General features: G+C 60.8%; 15 protein-coding genes and 1 pseudogene. 9 read left to right on the top strand and 7 right to left on the bottom strand.

The features are described 5' to 3' along the window. Positions 1 to 58 precede the first annotated feature (58 nt). Together ACI512_RS14485 and ACI512_RS14490 are read left to right on the top strand one after the other, a co-directional pair. Positions 59 to 1,426 (top strand): MFS transporter, encoded by a 1,368-nt coding sequence (locus ACI512_RS14485; RefSeq protein ID WP_231809380.1) that lies wholly within the window; start codon positions 59 to 61, stop codon positions 1,424 to 1,426. Further along, entirely contained in the window at positions 1,423 to 2,697 is a 1,275-nt protein-coding gene (locus ACI512_RS14490; protein WP_405121855.1) for a glucarate dehydratase family protein, read from the top strand. Before ACI512_RS14485 ends, ACI512_RS14490 begins: the two co-directional genes overlap by 4 nt. 54 nt (positions 2,698 to 2,751) lie before the next feature. Here the strand turns inward: ACI512_RS14490 and ACI512_RS14495 are convergent, their stop codons facing one another. Together ACI512_RS14495 and ACI512_RS14500 are read right to left on the bottom strand one after the other, a co-directional pair. Next, positions 2,752 to 4,434: an AMP-binding protein gene (locus tag ACI512_RS14495; protein WP_236378695.1), complete on the bottom strand. Its 1,683-nt coding sequence runs from the start codon at positions 4,432 to 4,434 to the stop codon at positions 2,752 to 2,754. Between the two features lie 860 nt (positions 4,435 to 5,294). Then, a complete protein-coding gene (locus ACI512_RS14500; protein WP_093545229.1) occupies positions 5,295 to 6,236 on the bottom strand; it encodes a LysR family transcriptional regulator in 942 nt (313 codons plus the stop codon). A 109-nt stretch (positions 6,237 to 6,345) separates the two neighbouring features. On the opposite strand from ACI512_RS14500, the gene ACI512_RS14505 reads away from it, so the two are divergent. From ACI512_RS14505 to ACI512_RS14530, 6 genes and pseudogenes are all read left to right on the top strand, one after another. Further along, positions 6,346 to 7,845, top strand: a complete 1,500-nt coding sequence (locus tag ACI512_RS14505) for a CoA-acylating methylmalonate-semialdehyde dehydrogenase (protein ID WP_236378696.1) — start codon at positions 6,346 to 6,348, stop codon at positions 7,843 to 7,845. Between the two features lie 243 nt (positions 7,846 to 8,088). Next, positions 8,089 to 9,027, top strand: a complete 939-nt coding sequence (locus ACI512_RS14510) for a pectate lyase (protein WP_012723522.1) — start codon at positions 8,089 to 8,091, stop codon at positions 9,025 to 9,027. A gap of 251 nt (positions 9,028 to 9,278) precedes the next feature. Then, positions 9,279 to 10,529: a glycoside hydrolase family 68 protein gene (locus ACI512_RS14515; RefSeq protein ID WP_093545235.1), complete on the top strand. Its 1,251-nt coding sequence runs from the start codon at positions 9,279 to 9,281 to the stop codon at positions 10,527 to 10,529. Positions 10,530 to 11,445: 916 nt separating this feature from the next. After that, positions 11,446 to 11,865, top strand: a pseudogene (locus tag ACI512_RS14520) (HAMP domain-containing protein); the annotation flags it as partial. 102 nt (positions 11,866 to 11,967) lie between these two features. Next, a complete protein-coding gene (locus tag ACI512_RS14525; protein WP_370636462.1) occupies positions 11,968 to 12,723 on the top strand; it encodes a methyl-accepting chemotaxis protein in 756 nt (251 codons plus the stop codon). Positions 12,724 to 12,740: 17 nt separating this feature from the next. After that, entirely contained in the window at positions 12,741 to 13,661 is a 921-nt protein-coding gene (locus ACI512_RS14530) for a substrate-binding domain-containing protein (protein WP_012723525.1), read from the top strand. A gap of 156 nt (positions 13,662 to 13,817) precedes the next feature. On the opposite strand, the gene ACI512_RS14535 is transcribed toward ACI512_RS14530, so the two are convergent. The 5 genes from ACI512_RS14535 to xylA form a co-directional block, all read right to left on the bottom strand. Then, positions 13,818 to 14,126 (bottom strand): DUF6124 family protein, encoded by a 309-nt coding sequence (locus ACI512_RS14535; RefSeq protein WP_405121856.1) that lies wholly within the window; start codon positions 14,124 to 14,126, stop codon positions 13,818 to 13,820. Between the two features lie 484 nt (positions 14,127 to 14,610). Then, positions 14,611 to 15,747 carry a sugar ABC transporter permease gene (locus tag ACI512_RS14540; RefSeq protein ID WP_012723527.1) on the bottom strand — a complete coding sequence of 379 codons (1,137 nt, stop codon included), beginning with the start codon at positions 15,745 to 15,747 and terminating at the stop codon, positions 14,611 to 14,613. Then, positions 15,748 to 17,304, bottom strand: coding sequence for a D-xylose ABC transporter ATP-binding protein (xylG, locus tag ACI512_RS14545; protein WP_236378728.1), 1,557 nt, complete (start codon positions 17,302 to 17,304; stop codon positions 15,748 to 15,750). It abuts the gene before it with no gap. After that, the gene (gene xylF, locus ACI512_RS14550) at positions 17,301 to 18,302 is read right to left on the bottom strand and encodes a D-xylose ABC transporter substrate-binding protein (protein WP_046035384.1); all 1,002 of its coding nucleotides are present in this window, start codon (positions 18,300 to 18,302) and stop codon (positions 17,301 to 17,303) included. The genes xylG and xylF overlap by 4 nt, the downstream gene beginning before the upstream one ends. 224 nt (positions 18,303 to 18,526) lie before the next feature. Beyond that, a complete protein-coding gene (gene xylA / locus ACI512_RS14555; RefSeq protein WP_012723530.1) occupies positions 18,527 to 19,843 on the bottom strand; it encodes a xylose isomerase in 1,317 nt (438 codons plus the stop codon). 139 nt (positions 19,844 to 19,982) lie between these two features. On the opposite strand from xylA, the gene ACI512_RS14560 reads away from it, so the two are divergent. Next, entirely contained in the window at positions 19,983 to 21,155 is a 1,173-nt protein-coding gene (locus ACI512_RS14560; protein ID WP_236378733.1) for a DNA-binding transcriptional regulator, read from the top strand. Positions 21,156 to 21,210 lie beyond the last annotated feature (55 nt).

Here is a 21,210-nt window from a genome sequence, read left to right on the forward strand (position 1 = left end):
CAATCTCTGGCGTCCATGCTTCAAGCGTCCCTAAAACAATAATGAGTGGGAGTTGCCCTTGGATACCCTCCAGAATCCGCCAGACCCTAACGTGCTCGCCCGCGCGGCCGCCAAGGTCAAGCGTCATGTCCTGCCGTTGTTTGTGGTGATGTTCATCGTCAACTACATCGACCGGGTCAATATCGGCTTTGTGCGCAGCCATTTGGAGACCGACCTGGGCATTGGTGCGGCAGCCTATGGCCTGGGTGCCGGGTTGTTCTTCATTGGCTACGCGATCTTCGAAGTGCCCTCCAACCTGCTGTTGCAGCGCTACGGCGCACGGGCCTGGCTGACGCGCATCATGTTCACCTGGGGCGCGGCCGCGATGGCCATGGCCTTCGTCAAAGGTGAAACCAGTTTCTATATCCTGCGCTTTGTCCTTGGCGCTGCCGAAGCCGGGTTTTTCCCCGGCATCATCTACTACTTCACCCAATGGCTGCCGGCGGCCGAGCGTGGCAAGGCGATGGCGATTTTCCTCAGTGGTTCGGCGATTGCCTCGGTGATTTCCGGGCCGGTGTCGGGGGCGCTGTTGCACGTCAACGGCTTGAGCCTGCATGGCTGGCAGTGGATGTTCCTGATTGAGGGCTTTGCTTCCATCCTGCTCTGCGGGTTTGTGTGGTTCTGGCTGCAATCCCATCCGCATCAGGCGAAGTGGCTCAGCGACGAAGAAAAACAGGCGCTGGTCAGCGCCATCGACCTTGAACAGCAGGCCCGTGAAGCGTCCCAGGCCACCCGGCCGTCGATGTTCAAGTTGCTGGCGGACAAACAGATCGCGCTGTTCTGCTTTATCTACTTTTCCATTGCCCTGACCATTTACGGCGCCACCTTCTGGCTGCCCAGCATGATCAAGAAAATGGGCGATTTGGGCGACTTCCAGGTGGGCCTGTTCAACTCGATTCCGTGGTTGATTTCCATCGTCGCCATGTACGCGTTCGCCGCCCTGGCCAGCAAGTGGAAACATCAGCAGGCGTGGGTTGCGCTGATGCTGGTGATCGCCGCCTTCGGCATGTTCATGTCCACCACCGGCGGGCCGGTGTTTGCCTTTATCGCCATCTGTTTTGCCGCGATTGGCTTCAAGGCCGCGTCTGCCTTGTTCTGGCCGATCCCCCAGGGTTACCTGGATGCACGGATCGCGGCGGCGGTGATTGCCTTGATCAATTCGGTCGGCAACCTGGGCGGCTTCGTCGCACCCACCACCTTCGGTTTGCTGGAGCAGACCACCGGCTCCATCGAAGGCGGGCTGTATGGCCTGGCCGCCACATCGCTGGTGGCGGCGGTGGTGGTGTTTTTTGCCCGTACCGCACCGCGCGGCGGAGTGCCGCCTACGTCCACACCGACTACTCACCCACACGCCTTGCGTCCAGGCCCACAGGGAGCCGCCTCTTGAAAATCGTCCGCGTTACCGTCACACCTATCGCCTTTCGCGACCCACCGTTGCTCAACGCCAGCGGTATCCACGAAGCCTACGCACTGCGCTCGATCATCGAAGTCGAGAGCGACACCGGCTACATCGGCCTCGGCGAAAGCTACGGCGATGCCCCGGCGCTGGCGATCCAGCAGCAGGTGCAGCCGCAACTGATCGGCCTGGACCCCTTCAACCTCAACGGGCTGCGCGCCATCGTCCAAGCCACGGTGGCTGCGCACAAACCCGCGAGCCTCAGCGGCGCGGAACTGGCGCCGGGCTCCCATGCCAGCAAGGCGGTGAGCAATGCCTATTCGGCGTTCGAAGTGGCCTTGCTCGACCTCCAGGCCCACGCCTTGAACGTGCCGCTGGTGGACTTGCTCGGTGGGGCGATCCGCGACCGGATCCCGTTCAGTGCCTACTTGTTTTTCAAGTACGCCGAACACATCGACTCGCCCTACAAGCCCGATAGCTGGGGCGAAGCGCTCAACGAAGAGCAGATCGTCGCCCAGGCCCGGCGGATGATCGAAGCCTATGGCTTCAAAAGCATCAAGCTCAAGGCCGGAGCCCTGGAGCCGGAACATGAAGTGCGCTGCATCAAGGCGCTTAAAAAGGCTTTCCCCGGTGTGCCGCTGCGCATTGACCCGAATGGCAACTGGTCGCTGCACACCTCGATTCGCATGGCTGAACTGCTCGGCGATGACCTGCAGTATTACGAAGACCCGACCCCCGGCCTGGAGGGCATGGCCGAACTGCACACACGTACGGGCTTGCCCCTGGCGACCAATATGGTGGTCACCGATTTTGACGAGTTCCGCCGCAGCGTGGCCCAGGACAGCGTGCAGATCGTACTCGCCGACCATCACTACTGGGGTGGCCTGCGCGACACTCAAGCGTTGGCGAAAATGTGCCAGACCTTCGGCCTGGGCGTGTCGATGCACTCCAACTCACACTTGGGCATCAGCCTGATGGCGATGGCGCATGTGGCCGCGTCGGTCCCCAACCTCGATTACGCCTGCGACACCCATTACCCCTGGCAGGAACCGGACGAGGAGGTGATCAAGGGCGGCAAAGTGCCGATTGTCGATGGCTGTGTGACGCTCACCCGCGCGCCGGGGCTGGGCCTTGAACTTGACCATGATCAACTGGGCAAGCTGCATGACCAGTACCTGAGTTGCGGCATCCGCCAGCGCGATGACGTGAAACAGATGCAGCGTTACCAACCGGATTGGAAGACCGTCAAACCGCGTTTCTGAAGCTGGTCGCTTCACGTTGCCCGGCGATGCCTTGTGAGGTCGCCGGGCTTTTTTTCAGCCAAAATCTTCCTCGAAATGTTCCTGCTCTCCGCGTGTATCGCTCTGGCGGCGCAGCACCTCCATCTGGCGCAGTTCCACCCGGCGGATCTTGCCGGAGATGGTCTTGGGCAGTTCACTGACGAACTCGATACGCCGCACCCGCTTGTAAGGCGCCAAATGCTCACGGGCGAAGGCCAGGATGTGCTGGGCCAGTTCGGCGCTGCCGGGGGCGTTGTGGGCCAATATCAGGAACGCCTTGGGCACCGCCAGGCGCAAGGGATCGGGGCTGGGCACTACGGCAACTTCCATCACCGCCGGGTGTTCGATCAGCGCGCTCTCCAGTTCGAAAGGGCTGATGCGGTAGTCGGAAGCCTTGAACACATCATCCGCGCGGCCCACGAAGGTGATGTAGCCGTCGGCGTCGATTTGCGCGGTATCGCCGGTGCGGTAGTAGCCGTCACGCATGACCTCGGCGGTTTTTTCCGGGCTGTCTTCGTAGCACAGCATCAGGCCGAGCGGGCGCACGTCCAGGGGCAGGGCGACTTCGCCCTCAGTGCCGGGGTTGCCATCGGGATCGAGCAAGGCCACTTGGTAGCCCGGCAACGGGCGGCCCATGGAACCGGGCTTGAGCAACTGGCCAGGGGTGTTGCCCACCAGTGCGGTGGTTTCCGACTGGCCAAAACCATCGCGCAGCGGCAAGCCCCAGGCCTGCTGGATCTGTTCGATGATTTCCGGGTTCAGCGGCTCGCCGGCGCCGACCAGTTCGCGCAGGCTCAGGCGCGGCTTGTAGCTGGCCAGGTCTTCCTGGATCAACATGCGCCACACCGTGGGCGGCGCGCACAGGCTGGTCACGCCGTAGCGTTCCAATGTGCTGAGCAGGGTGGGGGCGCTGAAACGCGCGACGTTATGGATAAAAATGCACGCGCCGGCATTCCACGGCGCGAACAGGCAGCTCCACGCGTGCTTGGCCCAGCCCGGCGACGAGATATTCAGGTGCAGGTCGCCCGGTTGCAGGCCGATCCAGTACATGGTCGACAGGTGCCCCACCGGGTAGCTCTGGTGGCTGTGCAGCACCATCTTCGGCTTCGACGTGGTGCCGGAGGTGAAATACAGCAGCATCGGGTCAGTGGCCAGGGTGCGGCCTTCGGCCTCGAAATGTTCGGGGTATGCAAAGGCGGCGCTGTGCGCGACCCAGCCGGCAGGCGCCGAACCCACGCAGATGCGGCTGCAACCGTCCGCCAGGCCGGCGAACTTGCTGACATGCGCCTCGCCGACCACCAAGTGACGCACCTGCCCGCGCTCGACCCGGTCGCGCAGGTCATCAGCGTTCAGCAGGGCCGTGGCGGGGATGACCACCGCCCCGAGCTTGAACGCGGCGAGCATGGTTTCCCACAGTGCCACATCATTGCCGAGCATCAACAGCACGCGATCACCACGCCGCACGCCGAGTGCACGCAGGTGGTTGGCCACCTGGTTAGCGCGCGCGGCCAGCTGCTGGAAGCTGTAACGCTGCTCGCTGCCGTCTTCTTCGACGATCCACAGCGCATTGGCCGGATTGCCCTCGGCCATGGCGTCGAAATAGTCCAGGGCCCAGTTGAATTCGCCCAGTTGCGGCCAACGGAAATCCCGTACGGCAGTGGCGTAGTCGGTGCGGTGAGCGAGCAGGAAATCCCGAGCGGCCAGGAAGGGCTGGGTCATGGTGGCTGTCCTTAATTATTGTTGTGGGACTGCCCCTCGGCTGGGCCGAGAGGCTGGACCGAGTATAGGCACGCATAAATCAGAGCAGAACGCCCAAAAATACCCGAGCGTTGTGCAAAAAAGTGATGGGTGTACTGAGCGGGCTTGCCCCGCGCTGGGGTGCGAAGCAGCCCAAACACCTAGCGTGATGTTTACCTGAAAAAATGCGCTGACTGGATCAGGGCTGCTTCGCACCCCAGCGCGGGGCAAGCCCGCTCACCACAAGAGCTTCCAAAACCACAATGGCAGGTCAGTCCTTGAGTTGCTTCAGGTGCTTATAGGCTGTCGTCCGCCCCATGCCCAGCTAGAGCTGTTGTAGTGAGCGGGCTTGCCCCGCGCTGGGCTGCGAAGCGGCCCCAACACCTAGCAGTGATGTTCACCTGAAAAAATGCGCTGACTGGATCAGGGCTGCTTCGCACCCCAGCGCGGGGCAAGCCCGCTCACCACAAGAGCTTCCGAAGCCGCAATAGTAGGTCAGCCCTTGAGTTGCTTCAGGTGCTTATAGGCTGTCGCCCGCCCCATGCCCAGCTAGAGCTGTTGTAGTGAGCGGGCTTGCCCCGCGCTGGGCTGCGAAGCGGCCCCAACACCTAGCAGTGATGTTCACCTGAAAAAATGCGCTGACTGGATCAGGGCTGCTTCGCACCCCAGCGCGGGGCAAGCCCGCTCACCACAAGAGCTTCCAAAACCACAATGGCAGGTCAGCCCTTGAGTTGCTTCAGGTGCTTATAGGCTGTCGTCCGCCCCATGCCCAGCTAGAGCTGTTGTAGTGAGCGGGCTTGCCCCGCGCTGGGCTGCGAAGCAGCCCCAACACCTAGCAGTGATTAACCGCCGGTGTATCGAAACCCGCCTGACAATTTCTCCTTCAAATAGCTGACCAATGCACTCACTGACTTCGGCACATGGGGCGAGTAAGGGCGGATCAGGTAGATCTCATCGGCAAACGCGCCCTTGAGCGTCCAGTCGTTGAGCACCTGCACCAGCGTGCCGCTGGCCAGGGCGGCATGGGCGCTGAAGTCCGGGAGCAGGGCGATGCCCAGGTGGTTGAGCGCCGAGTCGCGCAAGGCCTCGCTGTTATTGGTGGCGAAGCTGCCGGCGATGGGCACGGTGAGGCGCTCGACGTTTTTGCTGCCGCGTTCGAAGGTCCACGCGGGCTGGTCGGTGCCGCGTGGGTAGAACAGGCAGTTGTGGGCCGATAAGTCGCCGGGCTCGCGTGGCTCGCCGTGGCGTTGCAGGTAGTCCCGAGTGGCGACCAGCACCGAGCCGGTGTCGCACAGTTTCCAGGCCACATGGGTTTCCGGGACCTGGAAGCCGTGGCGCACGGCCAGGTCGTAGCCCTCGGCGGCCAATGAACTCAGGGCGTCCGACACGTCGAGTTGAATACGCACCTGCGGGTACTGTTGCAAGAACTCCGACAGGTGCGGCACCAGTTGCTGACGGGCGAACGCCACGGGTGCGGTGAGGCGCACCAGCCCGCGAATCTCCCCGGCCGAGTCGCGCACCGACGAGAAGCTGCGGGCGATCTGTTCATAGGCGCTGCGCACCTCTCGCGTCAACGACAGCCCCGCATCGGTCAGCCGCACACTGCGCGTTGTTCGCGTCACCAGCCGTGTGCCGGTGGCTTTTTCCAGGTCGGAAATACGCTGGCTGACGGCCGACTTGCTCACGCCAAGACGCGCGGCAGCGGCGGTGTAGGTGCCTTGTTCCTCCAGCACGGAGAGCCAGTGGATATGGGTCCACAGGCCTTCGATCTCGGATTTTTCCATGGGTCTATTGTTCGCATATATGGACAATAAGTTCTGGATTCTGCTCTGGTTTGGAACAAACCGAAAGTCTATCGTGTGTCCCAACGCTACCCACCTGGGATCTACTGCCATGACAACGACAATCGAGCACTACATTAACGACCAGCGCGTGAGCCGCGATGATCGTTATCAGGACGTCTACAACCCGGCCACCGGCGAAAAAACTGGCCGTGTCGCCCTGGCCAGCCGCCAGACCGTTGCCGAAGCCGTCGCCGCTGCCCAGGCCGCGTTCGCCGGTTGGGCCGACACGCCGCCGATCCGCCGTGCCCGTGTGTTGTTCGAATACCTGCATCTGTTGCGCGAGCGCAAGGACAACCTGGCGCGCATCATCGTCGCCGAACACGGTAAGGTCTTCACCGATGCCCAGGGCGAAGTCGACCGTGGCATCGACATCCTCGAATTTGCCTGCGGCATTCCTAACCTGCTCAAGGGCGAGCATTCCGACCAGGTTTCCCGTGGCATGGACAACTGGACGATGCGCCAGCCGCTGGGCGTGGTGGCCGGTGTTACGCCGTTCAACTTCCCGGTGATGGTACCGATGTGGATGTACCCGATCGCCATCGCGGCGGGCAACACCTTCATCCTCAAGCCAAGCCCGACCGACCCGAGCGCGTCGTTGTTCATGGCCGAACTGCTGCGTGAAGCCGGCTTGCCCAAAGGCGTGTTCAACGTGGTGCAGGGCGACAAGGAATCGGTGGACGCACTGATCGAACACCCGGACGTCAAGGCCGTGAGCTTTGTCGGCTCCACGCCGATTGCCCAGTACATCTACGAGACCGGCGCGCGCAACGGTAAGCGCGTGCAAGGCCTGGGCGGCGCGAAAAACCACATGGTGGTGATGCCCGACGCCGATATCGAAAAAACCGTCGATGCCCTGATGGGCGCCGCCTACGGCAGTGCGGGCGAACGCTGCATGGCCATCTCGGTGGCGGTATTGGTGGGCGATGTGGGTGACAAAGTCATCGCCGCCCTGACTGAACGCGCCAAGCAACTGCGCATCACCGACGGTCGCGATTTGAAAGCCGAGATGGGCCCGATTGTTTCCCGTGCGGCGCTGGAGCGCATCAGCGGCTACATCGAACAAGGCGTGCAGGCCGGCGCGCAATTGCTGCTCGACGGGCGTGACTACGTGCCCACCGAAGCGGGCCTGGAAAACGGTTTCTGGCTCGGCGCGACGTTGTTCGACCATGTGACCAAAGAGATGAGCATCTACCGCGAAGAAATCTTCGGCCCGGTGCTGGCCTGCGTGCGCGTGAATGACTTCGGCGAAGCGATCAAGCTGGTCAACGACCACGAATTCGGCAACGGCGTCAGCTGCTTCACCCGCGACGGCAACATCGCCCGCGAGTTTGCACGCCGGATCGAAGTGGGCATGGTCGGCATCAACGTACCGATTCCGGTGCCGATGGCGTGGCACGGGTTTGGTGGCTGGAAGAAGAGCCTGTTTGGCGACATGCATGCCTACGGCACTGAGGGCGTGCGCTTCTACACCAAGCAGAAGTCGATCATGCAGCGCTGGTCGGAGAGCATCGAGCAGGGCGCGGAGTTTGCGATGCCTGTGTCCAAGTAACGGCCAAAAGAACACAGCAGGGCAAATGTGGGAGGGGGCTTGCCCCCTCCCACATTTTTTTTGGCTGCGTAAGGGTTGACGATGCAGCGAATCAAGAATACTGTACATAAGCACAGTGTTTGAGCGCTGATCGACCAACACCCGGCAACCTCAGTCCTGCCAAACACTGTGTGCAAGTTAACGGATTAACTTGATGCACAGGCTCGTCTTATCGAGCCATTTTTATTGATAGAGAGGGAACTCATGTCTTATCCAGAAAGCAAACTCACCGGTTTGATCGGTTTCGCCCAAGCGGCAAAAGTGACAGGTGGCTGGTCCGGCCCTGTGGTCAGTATCACCACACTCGATCAACTCAAGGCCAATATCGGCGATACCACCCCACGGGTACTGGTGATCAACAGTAATATCTCGGCGTCGAGCCTGACCAAAGTCAACATGGGCGCCAACAAGACCCTGATTGGCTCGTTCCAGAACCGCACCCTGGAGAATATTCACCTGCGTGCAACGGCGCAGTCGCAGAACATTATTCTGCAGAATCTTATCTTCAAGCATTCGGCAAGTATCAAGGCCAATGACGATATCCAGGTCTACTTGAACTACGGCAGCAAGTATTGGATTGACCATTGTTCTTTCGTCGGGCACAGCTGGTCCACCACTGACGGCAGTGAAGATAAATTGCTGTATATCGGTGAAAAGGCCGATTATGCCACCATCAGCAACTGCTTCTTTGGCAGCCACAAGTATGGCCTGATCTTCGGCCACCCGGCGGATGACAATAAAGCGGAGTTTAATGGTTACCCGCGGCTGACGCTGTGCCATAACCGCTTCGACAACATGGAAGTGCGTGCGCCTGGCTTGATGCGTTACGGTTATTTTCATGTGTACAACAACTACATCAATAACTTCCACCTCGGTTTTACCCTGGCACAAAACGCCAATATCCTTTCTGAAAGTAACTACTTTGGCGAAGGCAGCCAAAATAAAGGCATGTTGGACGACAAAGGCACTGGCACGTTCACCGATACCAACAGTGTCCCGCCGATCACCAACCAGAAGTCGCCTAAAGCGCAATGGACGGCCCTTTCCAACTATGGCTATACCTTGAAGACCGCCGCACAAGCCAAGGACTTTACCCAGAAGAATGCCGGCGCTCAGTCGGTAGCCCTGATCTTTGGTAGTTGATTAGCTAGCTGTCTACTTAACGATCATTTAATGCGGGTGCCACTGTATTTATATCAAGGATATAAATACAGTGATGGCCTTTGTACTCTAAATAATTCTTCATGTTGCGACAGGCAGGCTTCCATGTTAAACCTTGTTTCGCACTTGCAGAGCCAACTATCTCTTGCTCTTTCAGCCACTCTTAAGTTGTTGGCTGTCATGTGCTATTTAATCTTCGCTTGTCACTTAAGCGTCAGCAAAAGGACATCATCATGAAACACGCGAATCACACACCCACTCGCTGGACACGGGCCGATGCGCTGAAAGTTAATGAAAATGACCCGACGACGACACAGCCGTTAGTGAGTCCTGACTTTCCTGTCATGAGTGACACGGTCTTTATCTGGGACACCATGCCCTTGCGTGAACTGGATGGCACGGTGGTATCGGTCAATGGCTGGTCAGTGATCTTCACCCTGACTGCCGACCGTCGTCCCCATGATCCACAATTCATCAACGCCGATGGCCGTTACGACATCAAGCGCGATTGGGAAGACCGCCATGGCCATGCGCGTATCTGCTACTGGTACTCGCGCACCGGAAAGGACTGGATCTTCGGCGGCCGTGTCATGGCGGAAGGCGTATCGCCGACCACGCGTGAATGGGCAGGCACACCGATCCTGCTGAATAACAACGGTGATATCGACCTGTACTACACCTGCGTCACACCGGGCGCCACCATTGCCAAAGTCAGGGGGCAAGTGGTTACGTCGGATACCGGCGTTACCCTGCAGGGCTTTGATCAGGTCAAATCGCTGTTTGATGCCGACGGCCTCTATTACCAAACCGAAGCGCAAAATTCGACCTGGAACTTTCGCGATCCCAGCCCCTTTATCGACCCAAAAGATGGCAAGTTGTACATGGTGTTCGAAGGCAACGTTGCCGGCGAGCGCGGGACGCACGAAGTGGGCCCGAATGAAATTGGCCTAGTGCCGCCTGGGCATGAAGATGTCGGCGGTGCGCGTTATCAGGTCGGCTGTATCGGCATCGCGGTGGCCAAAGACCTCAACGGTGACGAGTGGGAGATTTTGCCGCCGCTGGTGACGGCCGTTGGCGTGAACGACCAGACCGAACGGCCGCACTATGTGTTCCAGGACAACAAGTACTACCTGTTCACCATCAGTCACAAGTTCACCTATGCAGATGGCGTGACGGGCCCGGATGGCGTTTATGGGTTCGTCAGTGATCAGCTGTTCGGCCCTTACACACTGATGAATGCCTCTGGTCTGGTGCTCGGCAATCCGCCTTCGCAGCCCTTCCAGACGTACTCTCACTGCGTGATGCCCAATGGCCTGGTGACGTCGTTTATCGACAGCGTGCCCACCACCGGCGATGACTACCGTATCGGCGGCACCGAAGCGCCGACGGTCAGGATTGTGTTGAAGGGCGATCGTTCGTTTGTGCAAGAGGCTTATGACTACGGCTACATCCCGGCGATGCGCGATGTGGTGTTGAGCCAGTAATCGCAGTGCAAAACCCAGCCTGATTTCATCAGGTAGGTGGGAGGGGGCTTGCCCCCTCCCACTTTTTTTTGACCAGCAGCCTGTGTTCGATGCTCAAGTCCCAGCCCCCCAAGCCGATACAGGCACTAGCATCATGAGTGATCCCGGACTCGTAGGTGCACGCCTGGTCGTCGCTCAGGTCAACGAATAAAAATCAAAAGGGGTGGCCATGACCATATTGCAGCGTGTGATCGGCGGATTTGCGGTGTTGGTGCTGTTATTGCTGATCATGGCGGGGATCAGCTATCAGAACACGCAGTCCATCAGCAGTCGCTTGACCATTATCACCGGCCAGTCGGCACCTCTGAGCCGGGCCGCCAGTGAACTCTACGTGCATATCCTGCGCGCCAACCAGGCCTTGCTGGCCATTCAGATCAGCACCGACCCCAAGCAGATCGAGGACGGTAAGCGACCGTTTACCGAGAGCATCGCCCAGTTCAATCAGTTGCTCGACAGCACCGTTGCCTACACCGGCGAGCATGAGGCACTGCGGGCGAACCTGGCGCAGCAGCGCCAACAGGTAGCGGCCTACGCCGAACAGGCGCAGGCGTTGATGACGTCCCACATGCAACATGTGCAGCAGTTGGCGCTGACGCGCAAACTGCAAGGCTACAGCAGTGCGCAGGCGATGCAGCTGACCAGCTACCTGCGGGATTACATCGCGCATGCGCGCAGTGTCGGCGAACCGCAACAGGTGGCCGCGGCTGAAAAACTGCTGTTGGAAGTCAACAAATCCTACGATGGCTTCGCGGCCCACACCGTGATGCCCGCCATTGATAAATTACAGCGTGTGCTCAACCTGCAAGACGAAGTGATCAGCACCCGCGCGCAGGCCCTGACGGCGATTGACCCCAGGGTCGGGCGTATTGCCGGCGTCATGGTCAATCGCCTGCTGACTGACCTGACCGCCCCTGACGGCCTGTTCCAGGCTTATCAGGTGGAAGCGAAACTGGCCGCGCAGGTGCAGCAGCAACGCAATGCCGTTGAGGCGGCGCTGAAAGCCACCCTGGACCGGATTGGCGAGTTTGGCAGCCAGTCCCTGGAGGTCGCTAACCAGGCCAGTCAGTCGGCCAATGCCACCATCGGCACCAGCCGCAGCTTGCTATTGATCGCGTGTGTGCTGGCGGTGCTGGCGGCGGTGTTGATTGGCACGTGGGTCGCCTTCAGCTTGCGGCGTCCGCTGGCGGCGTTTCGCGAAGTGCTCAAGACGCTCACAGCGGGTGACATGCGGGTCAGTTTCGATGTCAGCCGTAAAGACGAGTTCGGTGAGTTGGGCGGTTACCTGAACGAACTGACCGCAGCCCTGCGCAAAACCTTCCGTGAATTGATCGGCTCTGCCGATGCACTGGCCGTGACCGCCGGGAGCAACGCCTTGAACAGCGAGCAGACCACCCGTGTGGTGGATGAGCAGAAGGACCGCTTGCAATCGGCCGCCTCGGCCATGACGCAGATGGAAAGCACGGTGGAAGAGGTGGCCCGGCGCGCGCAGGACACCCGCCAGGCCGTGGACGACACCAGTGAGCTGACGCACAAGGTACAGGCGCGCGTGGCCGAGACCATCGTCAATATCCGCCAGCAGGCCGACCAGGTGAACAAGGCCACGCAGGTGACCGATGAGTTGCAGAAGTACGGGCAGAATATCGAGGGCATTGTTGTTGCCATTCGCACCATTGCCGAACAGACCAACTTGCTCGCCCTGAATGCGGCGATCGAAGCGGCCCGTGCCGGCGAGCAGGGACGCGGTTTTGCGGTCGTGGCCGATGAAGTGCGCTCCCTCGCCAGCCGTACCCAGACCTCGACCAGCGAAATCCAGGACATGATCGGGCTCATGCAGGAAAAGATTCACTCGGTGGTGCACGTGATGAACGAGAGCCAGGCGCAGTCCACCCAATGCGTGTCCCTGGCCTCGGGCGCTGGTGACTTGCTGCTGTCGATGAGCGACTCGGTCGACAGTATCCGCGACATGAATATTCAGATCGCCGCCGCCACCGAGGAGCAGAGCGCCACGGTGCAGGAAACCAGTCGGATGGTCATCCAGATCAACGATTCGGCCCAGCAGACGGCACAGGGCGCCGAGCAGTCGGCCATCAGCAGCCACGAGCTGTCGGACATGGCCAAAGTGCAGCGCGAGCTGCTCCATCATTTCAGCGTTTGAGCCGCGGGAGTCAGAACATGAAAACATGGTTAATGCTCGCCTTGGGGGCGACGCTGCTCATTCCGGGCCCCGCCCAGGCCGCCACGCCCTTGCTGGGTGTGGGCATGGCAAAGTATGACGATAACTTCCAGACCCTGCTGCGCAACGGGGTGCAGCAGCAGGCCGGCGTCATGAACGTCGACATCTTTATGGAAAACGGGCAGGACAGCGTCGATTTGCAGATGCGCCAGTTCCGCAACCTGGTCAATGCCAAGGTGGATGCGATCATCGTCGCGATGGTTGACGGCAAAAGTGCGGCGCAGATGATGCAGCTGGCCTCGGACGCCAAGATCCCGCTGGTATTCGTCAACCGCAATCCGAACCCGGAAAAGTGGCCGGCGCAGACCGCGTTTGTCGGCTCCAACGAGCTGGAGTCGGGGACGTTGCAGATGGAAGAGCTGGCGCGCCGTGCCGGTTACAAGGGCAACGTGGTGATTCTGGTAGGCGACCCGGCCAACGCATCCTCCTTGATGCGTACCGAGGACGTGGAGAAAGTCGTCGCCAAATACCCCGATATGAAAGTCGTGCAGAAAAAAGTCGGCAACTGGGAACGTAGCCAAGCTGCCACGATTGTCATTGACTGGGTCAAGCAGGGCGTCGATTTTTCGATCATTGCGGCCAATAACGATGAAATGGCGATCGGCGCGATCATGGGGCTGGAAAAGGCCGGCAAGCAGGCCAAGGACTATTGGGTCGGCGGCATCGACGGCACCCCGGACGGTTTGAAATTGATGGCTGAGGGCAAGATGGCGGTCAGCGTGTTTCAGGATGCCGCCGGCCAGGCCGGTGGCGCAGTGGACACCGCGCTACGCCTGGTACGCGGCGAGGTGCTGGAGTCGACGGTGGTCTGGGTGCCGTTCAAGTTGATCACGCCTGAGAATCGACAGGCGTTTGAATAGGACTGACCACCTCGATCCAACCTTGGAGTGCAGTCAACTGTGGAAGGGGCAGTGGGACGATTCCACTTGCCCCCCGATAGCGCTGGGTCAGGTAAATGGATATTGACTGATCTGTCGCCATCGGGGGCAAGCCCCCTCCCACATTTCTAACCGGGTTCAGGCAGGAGTTTTGGTGCCGTTCAGGCACTCGATGGAGCGATCCACCGTGGTCTTGGCAATTTCCAGCAAATGCCACACCGCCAGGATTTTCGACCGCTCGGGGCTTTGCAGCAGCTCGCCGTAGTCCAGGGCGGTGGCGGAGGCGCTGTCGAGCAAACTGGCGGTGTAGAGAAGGGCATCTTCGAAACTCAGGTCGTCGCTGACGCAGTGGAAGCCGTGGGTGGGCAGGTAGTGGTCGATGGCGCGGTTGAAGGCGGCGCGGCTTTTTGCCGGATCATGGGGTGGATCGGGTAGGACTTTGTTCATGGTGTCTTTCCTGTCTGAATATCAAGGAGCCGACACGCTTTGCGACTAAACGAAGGTGGCGGCTGTACGCAGGTTAGTCGACCGGTCAGAACAGGAACCCGGCGCGCCCGAGGGCGCCCTGCGCACAGCTACCATGAAGCTTCATGGGAGACGTGCGCCTGTTCTGAATCCGGGCGACTAAACCCGATCACTGATGAGCAGTGACGGACCGCAGACTAGCCAGCGATTCCAACAGGCACAAGGCGGCGAGGATTGTCTAGGAAACGTCCTGCAATTAAAAGGGACCTGCCTTGCTGGCCCTTTACAAACCATGACTAAACGCCACTAACCCAACAATGGAACGCGATCAATGTGGGAGGGGCGGTGCGATGATTCCACTTGCTCCCCGATAGCTTTGGGTCAGGTGAATGGATATTGACTGATCTGCCGCCATCGGGGGCAAGCCCCCTCCCACAGGGGATTTGTGGTGTTTGTGGGCGTGGGTTCAGCGCCGGCCTGTGCGCGTACTCACATCCACCCACACCGCCAGCACCAGGATGCTGCCCTTCACGATCATCTGCCAGTAGCTGTCCACATCCAGCATCGACATGCCGTTATCCAGGCTGGTGATCACCAACGCCCCGAGCAACGCGCCATACACCGTGCCCGAGCCGCCGCGCATCGAGGTGCCACCGATAAAGCACGCCGCAATGGCATCCAGCTCGCCCATGTTCCCCGCCGACGGTGATCCAGCCGCCAGCCGCGCGGTGTTGACCAGGCCGGCGAGGGCGCACATCACGCCCATGATGCCGAAGATCCACAGTTTCACCGCCTGCACGTTGATGCCCGACAGGCGTGTGGCTTCCATGTTGCTGCCCACCGCGTACACGCGGCGGCCGAACACTGTCTGGCTGGTGACGTAGCTGAATACGCCGAGCAGCACCAGCAACAGCAGCACCGGTACCGGGATGCCGTCATAGCTGTTGAGGGTGGTGACGAACCCGGCCAGCACCGCGCCGATCACTGCCACACGCACGCCATCGCGCACCCGCGAGTGAGCGGCCAGGCCATGCAGTGCGCGGTTGCGCCGTTGTTTCCAGGTCAGGAACAGGGTCAGGGCAAACAGCAAGACCCCGAGGCCGATACCGACCGAATGCGGCAGATAACCCTGACCTACATACACCAGTGACGGCGACACCGGCGCGATGGTGGTGCCGCCGGTAATCCCCAGCAGAATCCCGCGAAACGCCAACATGCCGCCCAGGCCGACAATAAACGACGGGATCCGCAGGTAAGCGGTCATGTAGCCGTTCGCCAGGCCGATCATCAAGCCGCACAGCGCCACCAGGCTCAGGTTGGCCAGCAGCGGGATGTGATACACCACATCCAGGATCGCCGCCAGGCCGCCCAATAATCCGAGCAATGACCCCACCGACAAATCGATTTCGCCGCTGATGATCACCAGCACCATGCCGCACGCCAAGATGCCGGTGATCGACATCTGCCGCAGCAGGTTGGACAGGTTGCGCGGCGTGAGGAATCCGCCCTCGGTCTGCCAACTGAAAAACAGCCAGATCACCGCCACGGCGATCACCAGTGCGAGCATTTTGTAGCGGGTAAACAGCTGTTTGAGCTGATTCATCTACGCGGTCTTCCGATCATTATTATTGTGTTGGCTGAGCGCCGCGGCGAGTACCTGTTCCTGGGTGAGCCCTTCGTTGATGAAGTCGCCACGCAGCTGGCCTTCGCCGATCACCAGCACGCGGTTGGAAACGCCGAGCACTTCGGCCAGCTCCGAGGAGACCATGATGATCGACACGCCTTCGGCCGCCAGGGCGCCCATCAGTTTGTAGATCTCATACTTGGCACCCACGTCCACCCCACGCGTGGGTTCATCGAGGATCAGCACCTTGGGCTTGGCCATCAGCATTTTCGCCAGCACGGCCTTTTGCTGGTTGCCGCCGGACAGGCTGGTGATCGGCAGGAGTGGACTGGCGGTCTTGAGGTGCATGCGCGTGATCTGCTGGTCGATGCTGCCCAGTTCGGCTTCGGCGTCGATGCGGGTCATATGTGCGTAAGTGTCGAGCACCGCCAGGGTAATGTTCTGGCCCACGCCCAAGTCGGGAATGATGCCCTGGCGCTTGCGGTCTTCGGGCACCATGCACAGCCCGGCGCGGATCGATTTGAGCGGTGTGCGGGTGTCGATCACCTGGCCGTCCAGCCAGACTTCGGCGCTGTAGCGGCCGGGGTAGGCGCCGAACAGCGCCGACACCAGCTCCGTACGCCCGGCGCCCACCAGCCCGGCGATGCCGAGGATTTCCCCGCGCTTGAGCACAAAGGACACATCGTCCACGCGTTTGCGCTTGGGGTTGTCGACGTCATAGCAGGTGACGTGGCGCGCCTCGAAAATCACCTCGCCCACCGCATGGGGCGTGGTGGGGTAGAGGTTGCTCATTTCGCGGCCGACCATTTGGGTGATGATCTGCGCAATGTCCATGTCGGCCATGGCCGTGGTCGCAATGTGCTTGCCGTCGCGGATTACCGCAATGGTGTCGCACACGGCCGCCACTTCATCGAGCTTGTGGGAGATGTACACGCAGGCCACGCCCTTGGCCTTGAGGCCGCGGATGATGTCCAGCAGCACGTCGATTTCCGAGCGGGTCAGCGCCGAGGAGGGCTCGTCGAGGATCAACAGGCGCGCCTGTTTATTCAGGGCCTTGGCGATTTCTACCAATTGCTGGTAACCGCCGCCGTACTGCGACACCGGCAACGCCACGTTCATGTCCGGCACCTTGAGCTCGCGCATCAAGGCTTCGGCGCGGTGGAGCATCGCCGGGTAGTTCATGCGCCCCCCCGGCAAGGTCAGTTCGTGGCCCATGAAGATGTTTTCGGCCACCGACAGGTCCGGCACCAGGGTCAGTTCCTGGTGGATGATGACGATACCGGCCGCCTCGGTTTCGCTGATGGACTGGGCCTTCAGCGGTTGGCCGTCCCAAAGGATTTCGCCCTCCCAGGTGCCATACGGGTAGACCGCCGACAGCACCTTCATCAAGGTGGATTTGCCGGCACCGTTCTCGCCGCACAGGCCGACGCATTCGCCCGGTCGTACCTTGATGTCGATGCCGTTGAGCGCGTTGACACCGCCAAAGCTTTTGACGATGCCGTTCATTTGCAGCAAGTAGTCGGCCATGGCGGTCATTGCCCGGCAAGCTGCTCTTTGGTGTAGAACCCGTCCTTCTCCAACAGGTCGATATTGGCCTTGGTCAACGGCGTCGGCGTGAGCAGGATGGTATCGACCTTCTTGCTGCCGTTGTCGTATTGCGAGCTGTATGTCGGCTTCTCGTTGCGTGCCAGTTGCACCGAGAGCTTGGCCGCTTCCGAGGCGATCAGCTTGAGCGGCTTGTACACGGTCATGGTCTGAGTGCCATCGATCACGCGTTTGACCGCGGCGAGGTCGGCGTCCTGGCCGGAGATCGGCACCTTGCCCGCCAGCTTCTGCGCGGCCAGGGCCTGGATCGCGCCGCCGGCGGTGGCGTCGTTGGAGGCGACGATGGCGTCGATCTTGTTGTTGTTCCGGGTCAGGGCGTTTTCGACGATGCTCAAGGCTTCGGTGGCGTTCCACTCCTTGACCCACTGCTGGCCGACAATCTTGATATCACCCTTGTCGATGGCCGGTTGCAGCACCTTCATCTGGCCTTCGCGCAGCACCTTGGCGTTGTTATCGGTGGGCGCGCCGCCCAGCAGGAAGTAGTTGCCCTTGGGCGCCGCTTGCAGCACGCCGTTGGCCTGCATCTCGCCGACTTTTTCGTTATCGAAGGAGATGTAGGCGTCGATATCGGCGTTGAGGATCAGGCGGTCATAGGACACCACCTTGATCCCGGCCTTTTTGGCTTCGGCGACGGCGTTGGTGAGCACGGTGGCGTTGAACGGCACGATCACAATGACGTCGACCCCACGGGAAATCAGGTTTTCGATCTGGGAAATCTGCTTTTGCTCGTTGGCATCGGCGGATTGGACGAAGACCTTGGCGTCGAGTTTTTCCGCTGCGGCGACGAAGTAATCGCGGTCACGGGACCAACGCTCCAGGCGCAGGTCGTCGATGGAGAAACCGATCTTCGGGTGGGCGGGGTCAGCCATGACCGGCAGGGCGAGCAAGGCCAGGGCAGTGGCGAGCAGGGTACGTTTGAATGACTTCATGGTGGTGCGTCCTTTTATTGTTGTTGGAAGACTCTAGACGAACACTGTAACTGTGGTGAGTAGGCTTACTGTGGTGAGCGGGCTTGCCCCGCGCTGGGCTGCGAAGCAGCCCCAAAACCAGGCACCTCAGCGTGTCAGGTAAAAACACATCGCCTGTAGTGGGGCCGCTAAGCGCCCCAGCGCGGGGCAAGCCCGCTCACCACACCTGCCAGTGTTCCCCCCTATCAGGTGTAGATAAAGCGATTCACGACGCCTTCAAGCATCTCCTGACGACCACTCACCGCCTGCGGGTTCAGTTCATGGGCAAACGCATGCTCGGCCAGCGATGCCAGGCTGAACTCTCCGGCCAGCACTGCTTGGCCCAACGGTTGCTGCCACCCGGCATAACGCTGGTCCTTGAACTGCTGCAAGCGGTCGTTCTGCACCATCGCCGCCGCACGTTCCAGCGCCAGGGCCAGCACATCCATGGCCGCGACATGCCCGTGGAACAGGTCCACATCGTCCAGGCTCTGGCGGCGTACCTTGGAGTCGAAATTGTAGCCACCGTTCTTGAACCCGCCGGCCTTGAGGATTTCATAGGTGGCCAGGGTCATTTCCTCGACGCTGTTGGGGAACTGGTCGGTGTCCCAGCCGTTCTGCGGGTCGCCGCGGTTGGCGTCGATGCTGCCGAAGATACCCAGGGACACGGCCGTGGCGATCTCGTGATGGAAGCTGTGCCCGGCCAGGGTGGCGTGGTTGGCCTCGATGTTCACCTTGATCTCATGCTCCAGCCCGTACTCATGCAGGAAGCCGAACACCGTGGCGCTGTCGTAATCGTATTGGTGCTTGGTCGGTTCCTGGGGCTTGGGCTCGATCAGCAGGTCGCCCTTGAAGCCGATCTTATGCTTGTGCTCCACCACCATGCGCATGAAGCGCCCGAGTTGCTCGCGTTCGCGCTTGAGGTCGGTATTGAGCAGGGTTTCATAGCCTTCACGGCCACCCCACAGCACATAGTTGGCGCCCTTGAGCCGCAGGGTGGCATTCATGGCGCTGAACACCTGGGCGGCGGCGTAGGCGAACACCTCCGGGTCCGGGTTGCTCGCGGCGCCGGCGGCAAAGCGCGGGTTGCTGAAGCAATTGGCGGTGCCCCAGAGCAGCTTGATCCCGGTCTGTTCCTGATGGCGCTCGAGGTGATCGACCATCTGCGCGAAGTGGTGGCGGTACTCCTTGAGCGAGCTGCCTTCAGGGGCGACGTCCGTGTCGTGAAAGCTGTAGTAGTCGATGCCCAGTTTGGAGAAAAATTCGAACGCCGCGTCGGCTTTGCCGATGGCCAGTTCCATCGGGTCGCCGCTGCGCTGCCAGGGCCGCTTGAAGGTGCCTACACCGAACATATCCGCCCCCGGCCATACGAAGGTGTGCCAATAGCAGGCCGCCATGCGCAGGTGTTCGCGCATGGGTTTGCCGAGGATGATCTTGTTGGCGTCGTAATGGCGAAAGGCGAGGGGGGCGTCGCTGCTGGGGCCTTCGAAGCGAACCTTCTCGACACCGGGGAAGTACGGCATGGCGTTTTCCTTATTGTTCTTGGCGGTGTCTCGATACTAGCAACGGCATCGGCCTTGCCGATTATGAAAATCACCAAAGGACAGTGCGATTTTGAGTGGCAGGGTCTAGTCTGTGGCGACTGGCCCCAGGACAACAACAATGAAAACCCTACCGCCCGTGCACCGCATTGCCTTGCTCTTCAACGGCAGCAAAATCTACGACCGCGGCATCATCGCCGGCATCGGCAACTACCTGAGCAGCACCCGCGCGTCCTGGGACTTGTTCCTGGAAGAGGACTTTCTCTGTCGCCTCAAAGGCATCGAGCGCTGGCAGGGCGACGGCATCATCGCCGACTTCGACGACCCGCTGATCGGCGAGGCGTTGTCCGGGAGCACGCTGCCGGTGGTGGCGGTGGGGGGCTCTTATGAGGATGCGCGCGCCTACCCCAAGGGCATTCCTTATGTGGCCACCGATAACCACGCCTTGATGAAATTGGCCTACGAACATTTGATCGAAGCGGGCCTGACGCGGTTTGCCTGTTTCAGCCTGCCCGAGGCCCAGGCCAATCGCTGGGCCCAGGAGCGCGAAAAAGCCTTTCGCCGTCTGCTGCAACGCGATGGCCTGCACGTCGAGGTGTATCGCGGCCTGGGCACCAGCGCGCCGTTGTGGGACAGCGCGGTGGAACAACAGATCGCCTGGCTGCACAGCCTGCCCAAGCCCATCGGTATCATCGCCGTCACCGACGCCCGCGCCCGGCAGTTGCTGCAAGCCTGCCTCACCGCCGGCATCGCCGTGCCGGAGGAGGTGGCGTTGATCGGCATCGACAACGACCCGCTGACCCGCACCCTTACGCGGGTGCCGCTGAGTTCGGTGATCCAGGGCACGGAAACCATGGGCCGCACCGCGGCGGCGTTGCTGCACCAGATGCTGCACGGCAAACCCTGCGCCGGGACGCAGATCCTGGTGCCGCCGGATGCGATCAATGTGCAGGCCTCCAGCTTGCATCAACCCTTGGGCAATCCCTATGTGATGCAAGCGTTGCTGTTTATCCGGCAGTACGCCTGCCAGGGCATCAAGACCGCGCAGGTGGCGGCGTATGTGGGGGTGTCGCGTTCCTCCCTGGAAGCGCACTTTCGCAAGGTGCGCGGCTGCAGCGTTCATGACGAGATCCTGCGCTTCAAACTCGCCGCCGCCGCCAAGGGCCTGGCCGACCCCGACCTGGCCATCGCCGACATTGCGTCGAGCTGCGGCTTCACCTCCGCGCAGTACTTGCATACGGTGTTTCGCCGTGAGTTCGGTTGTACGCCACGGGAGTACCAGCAGGGTGTGTAGTGTGCGTTGCCCGTGCCTGAGTAAGGCCTTACATACGCTGCTGGACCCAATGTGG

This window comes from Pseudomonas petroselini (genome assembly GCF_045037875.1).
Classification (GTDB): Bacteria; Pseudomonadota; Gammaproteobacteria; order Pseudomonadales; family Pseudomonadaceae; genus Aquipseudomonas; species Aquipseudomonas petroselini.

What these genes read in the sequence shown, in the direction of transcription:
- ACI512_RS14495 (WP_236378695.1), bottom strand. Translation starts at nt 4,434, where the DNA reads ATGACCCAGCCCTTCCTGGCCGCTCGGGATTTCCTGCTCGCTCACCGC.
- ACI512_RS14500 (WP_093545229.1), bottom strand. Translation starts at nt 6,236, where the DNA reads ATGGAAAAATCCGAGATCGAAGGCCTGTGGACCCATATCCACTGGCTC.
- ACI512_RS14505 (WP_236378696.1), top strand. Translation starts at nt 6,346, where the DNA reads ATGACAACGACAATCGAGCACTACATTAACGACCAGCGCGTGAGCCGC.
- ACI512_RS14510 (WP_012723522.1), top strand. Translation starts at nt 8,089, where the DNA reads ATGTCTTATCCAGAAAGCAAACTCACCGGTTTGATCGGTTTCGCCCAA.
- ACI512_RS14515 (WP_093545235.1), top strand. Translation starts at nt 9,279, where the DNA reads ATGAAACACGCGAATCACACACCCACTCGCTGGACACGGGCCGATGCG.
- ACI512_RS14530 (WP_012723525.1), top strand. Translation starts at nt 12,741, where the DNA reads ATGAAAACATGGTTAATGCTCGCCTTGGGGGCGACGCTGCTCATTCCG.
- ACI512_RS14535 (WP_405121856.1), bottom strand. Translation starts at nt 14,126, where the DNA reads ATGAACAAAGTCCTACCCGATCCACCCCATGATCCGGCAAAAAGCCGC.
- ACI512_RS14540 (WP_012723527.1), bottom strand. Translation starts at nt 15,747, where the DNA reads ATGAATCAGCTCAAACAGCTGTTTACCCGCTACAAAATGCTCGCACTG.
- xylG (WP_236378728.1), bottom strand. Translation starts at nt 17,304, where the DNA reads ATGACCGCCATGGCCGACTACTTGCTGCAAATGAACGGCATCGTCAAA.
- xylF (WP_046035384.1), bottom strand. Translation starts at nt 18,302, where the DNA reads ATGAAGTCATTCAAACGTACCCTGCTCGCCACTGCCCTGGCCTTGCTC.
- xylA (WP_012723530.1), bottom strand. Translation starts at nt 19,843, where the DNA reads ATGCCGTACTTCCCCGGTGTCGAGAAGGTTCGCTTCGAAGGCCCCAGC.
- ACI512_RS14560 (WP_236378733.1), top strand. Translation starts at nt 19,983, where the DNA reads ATGAAAACCCTACCGCCCGTGCACCGCATTGCCTTGCTCTTCAACGGC.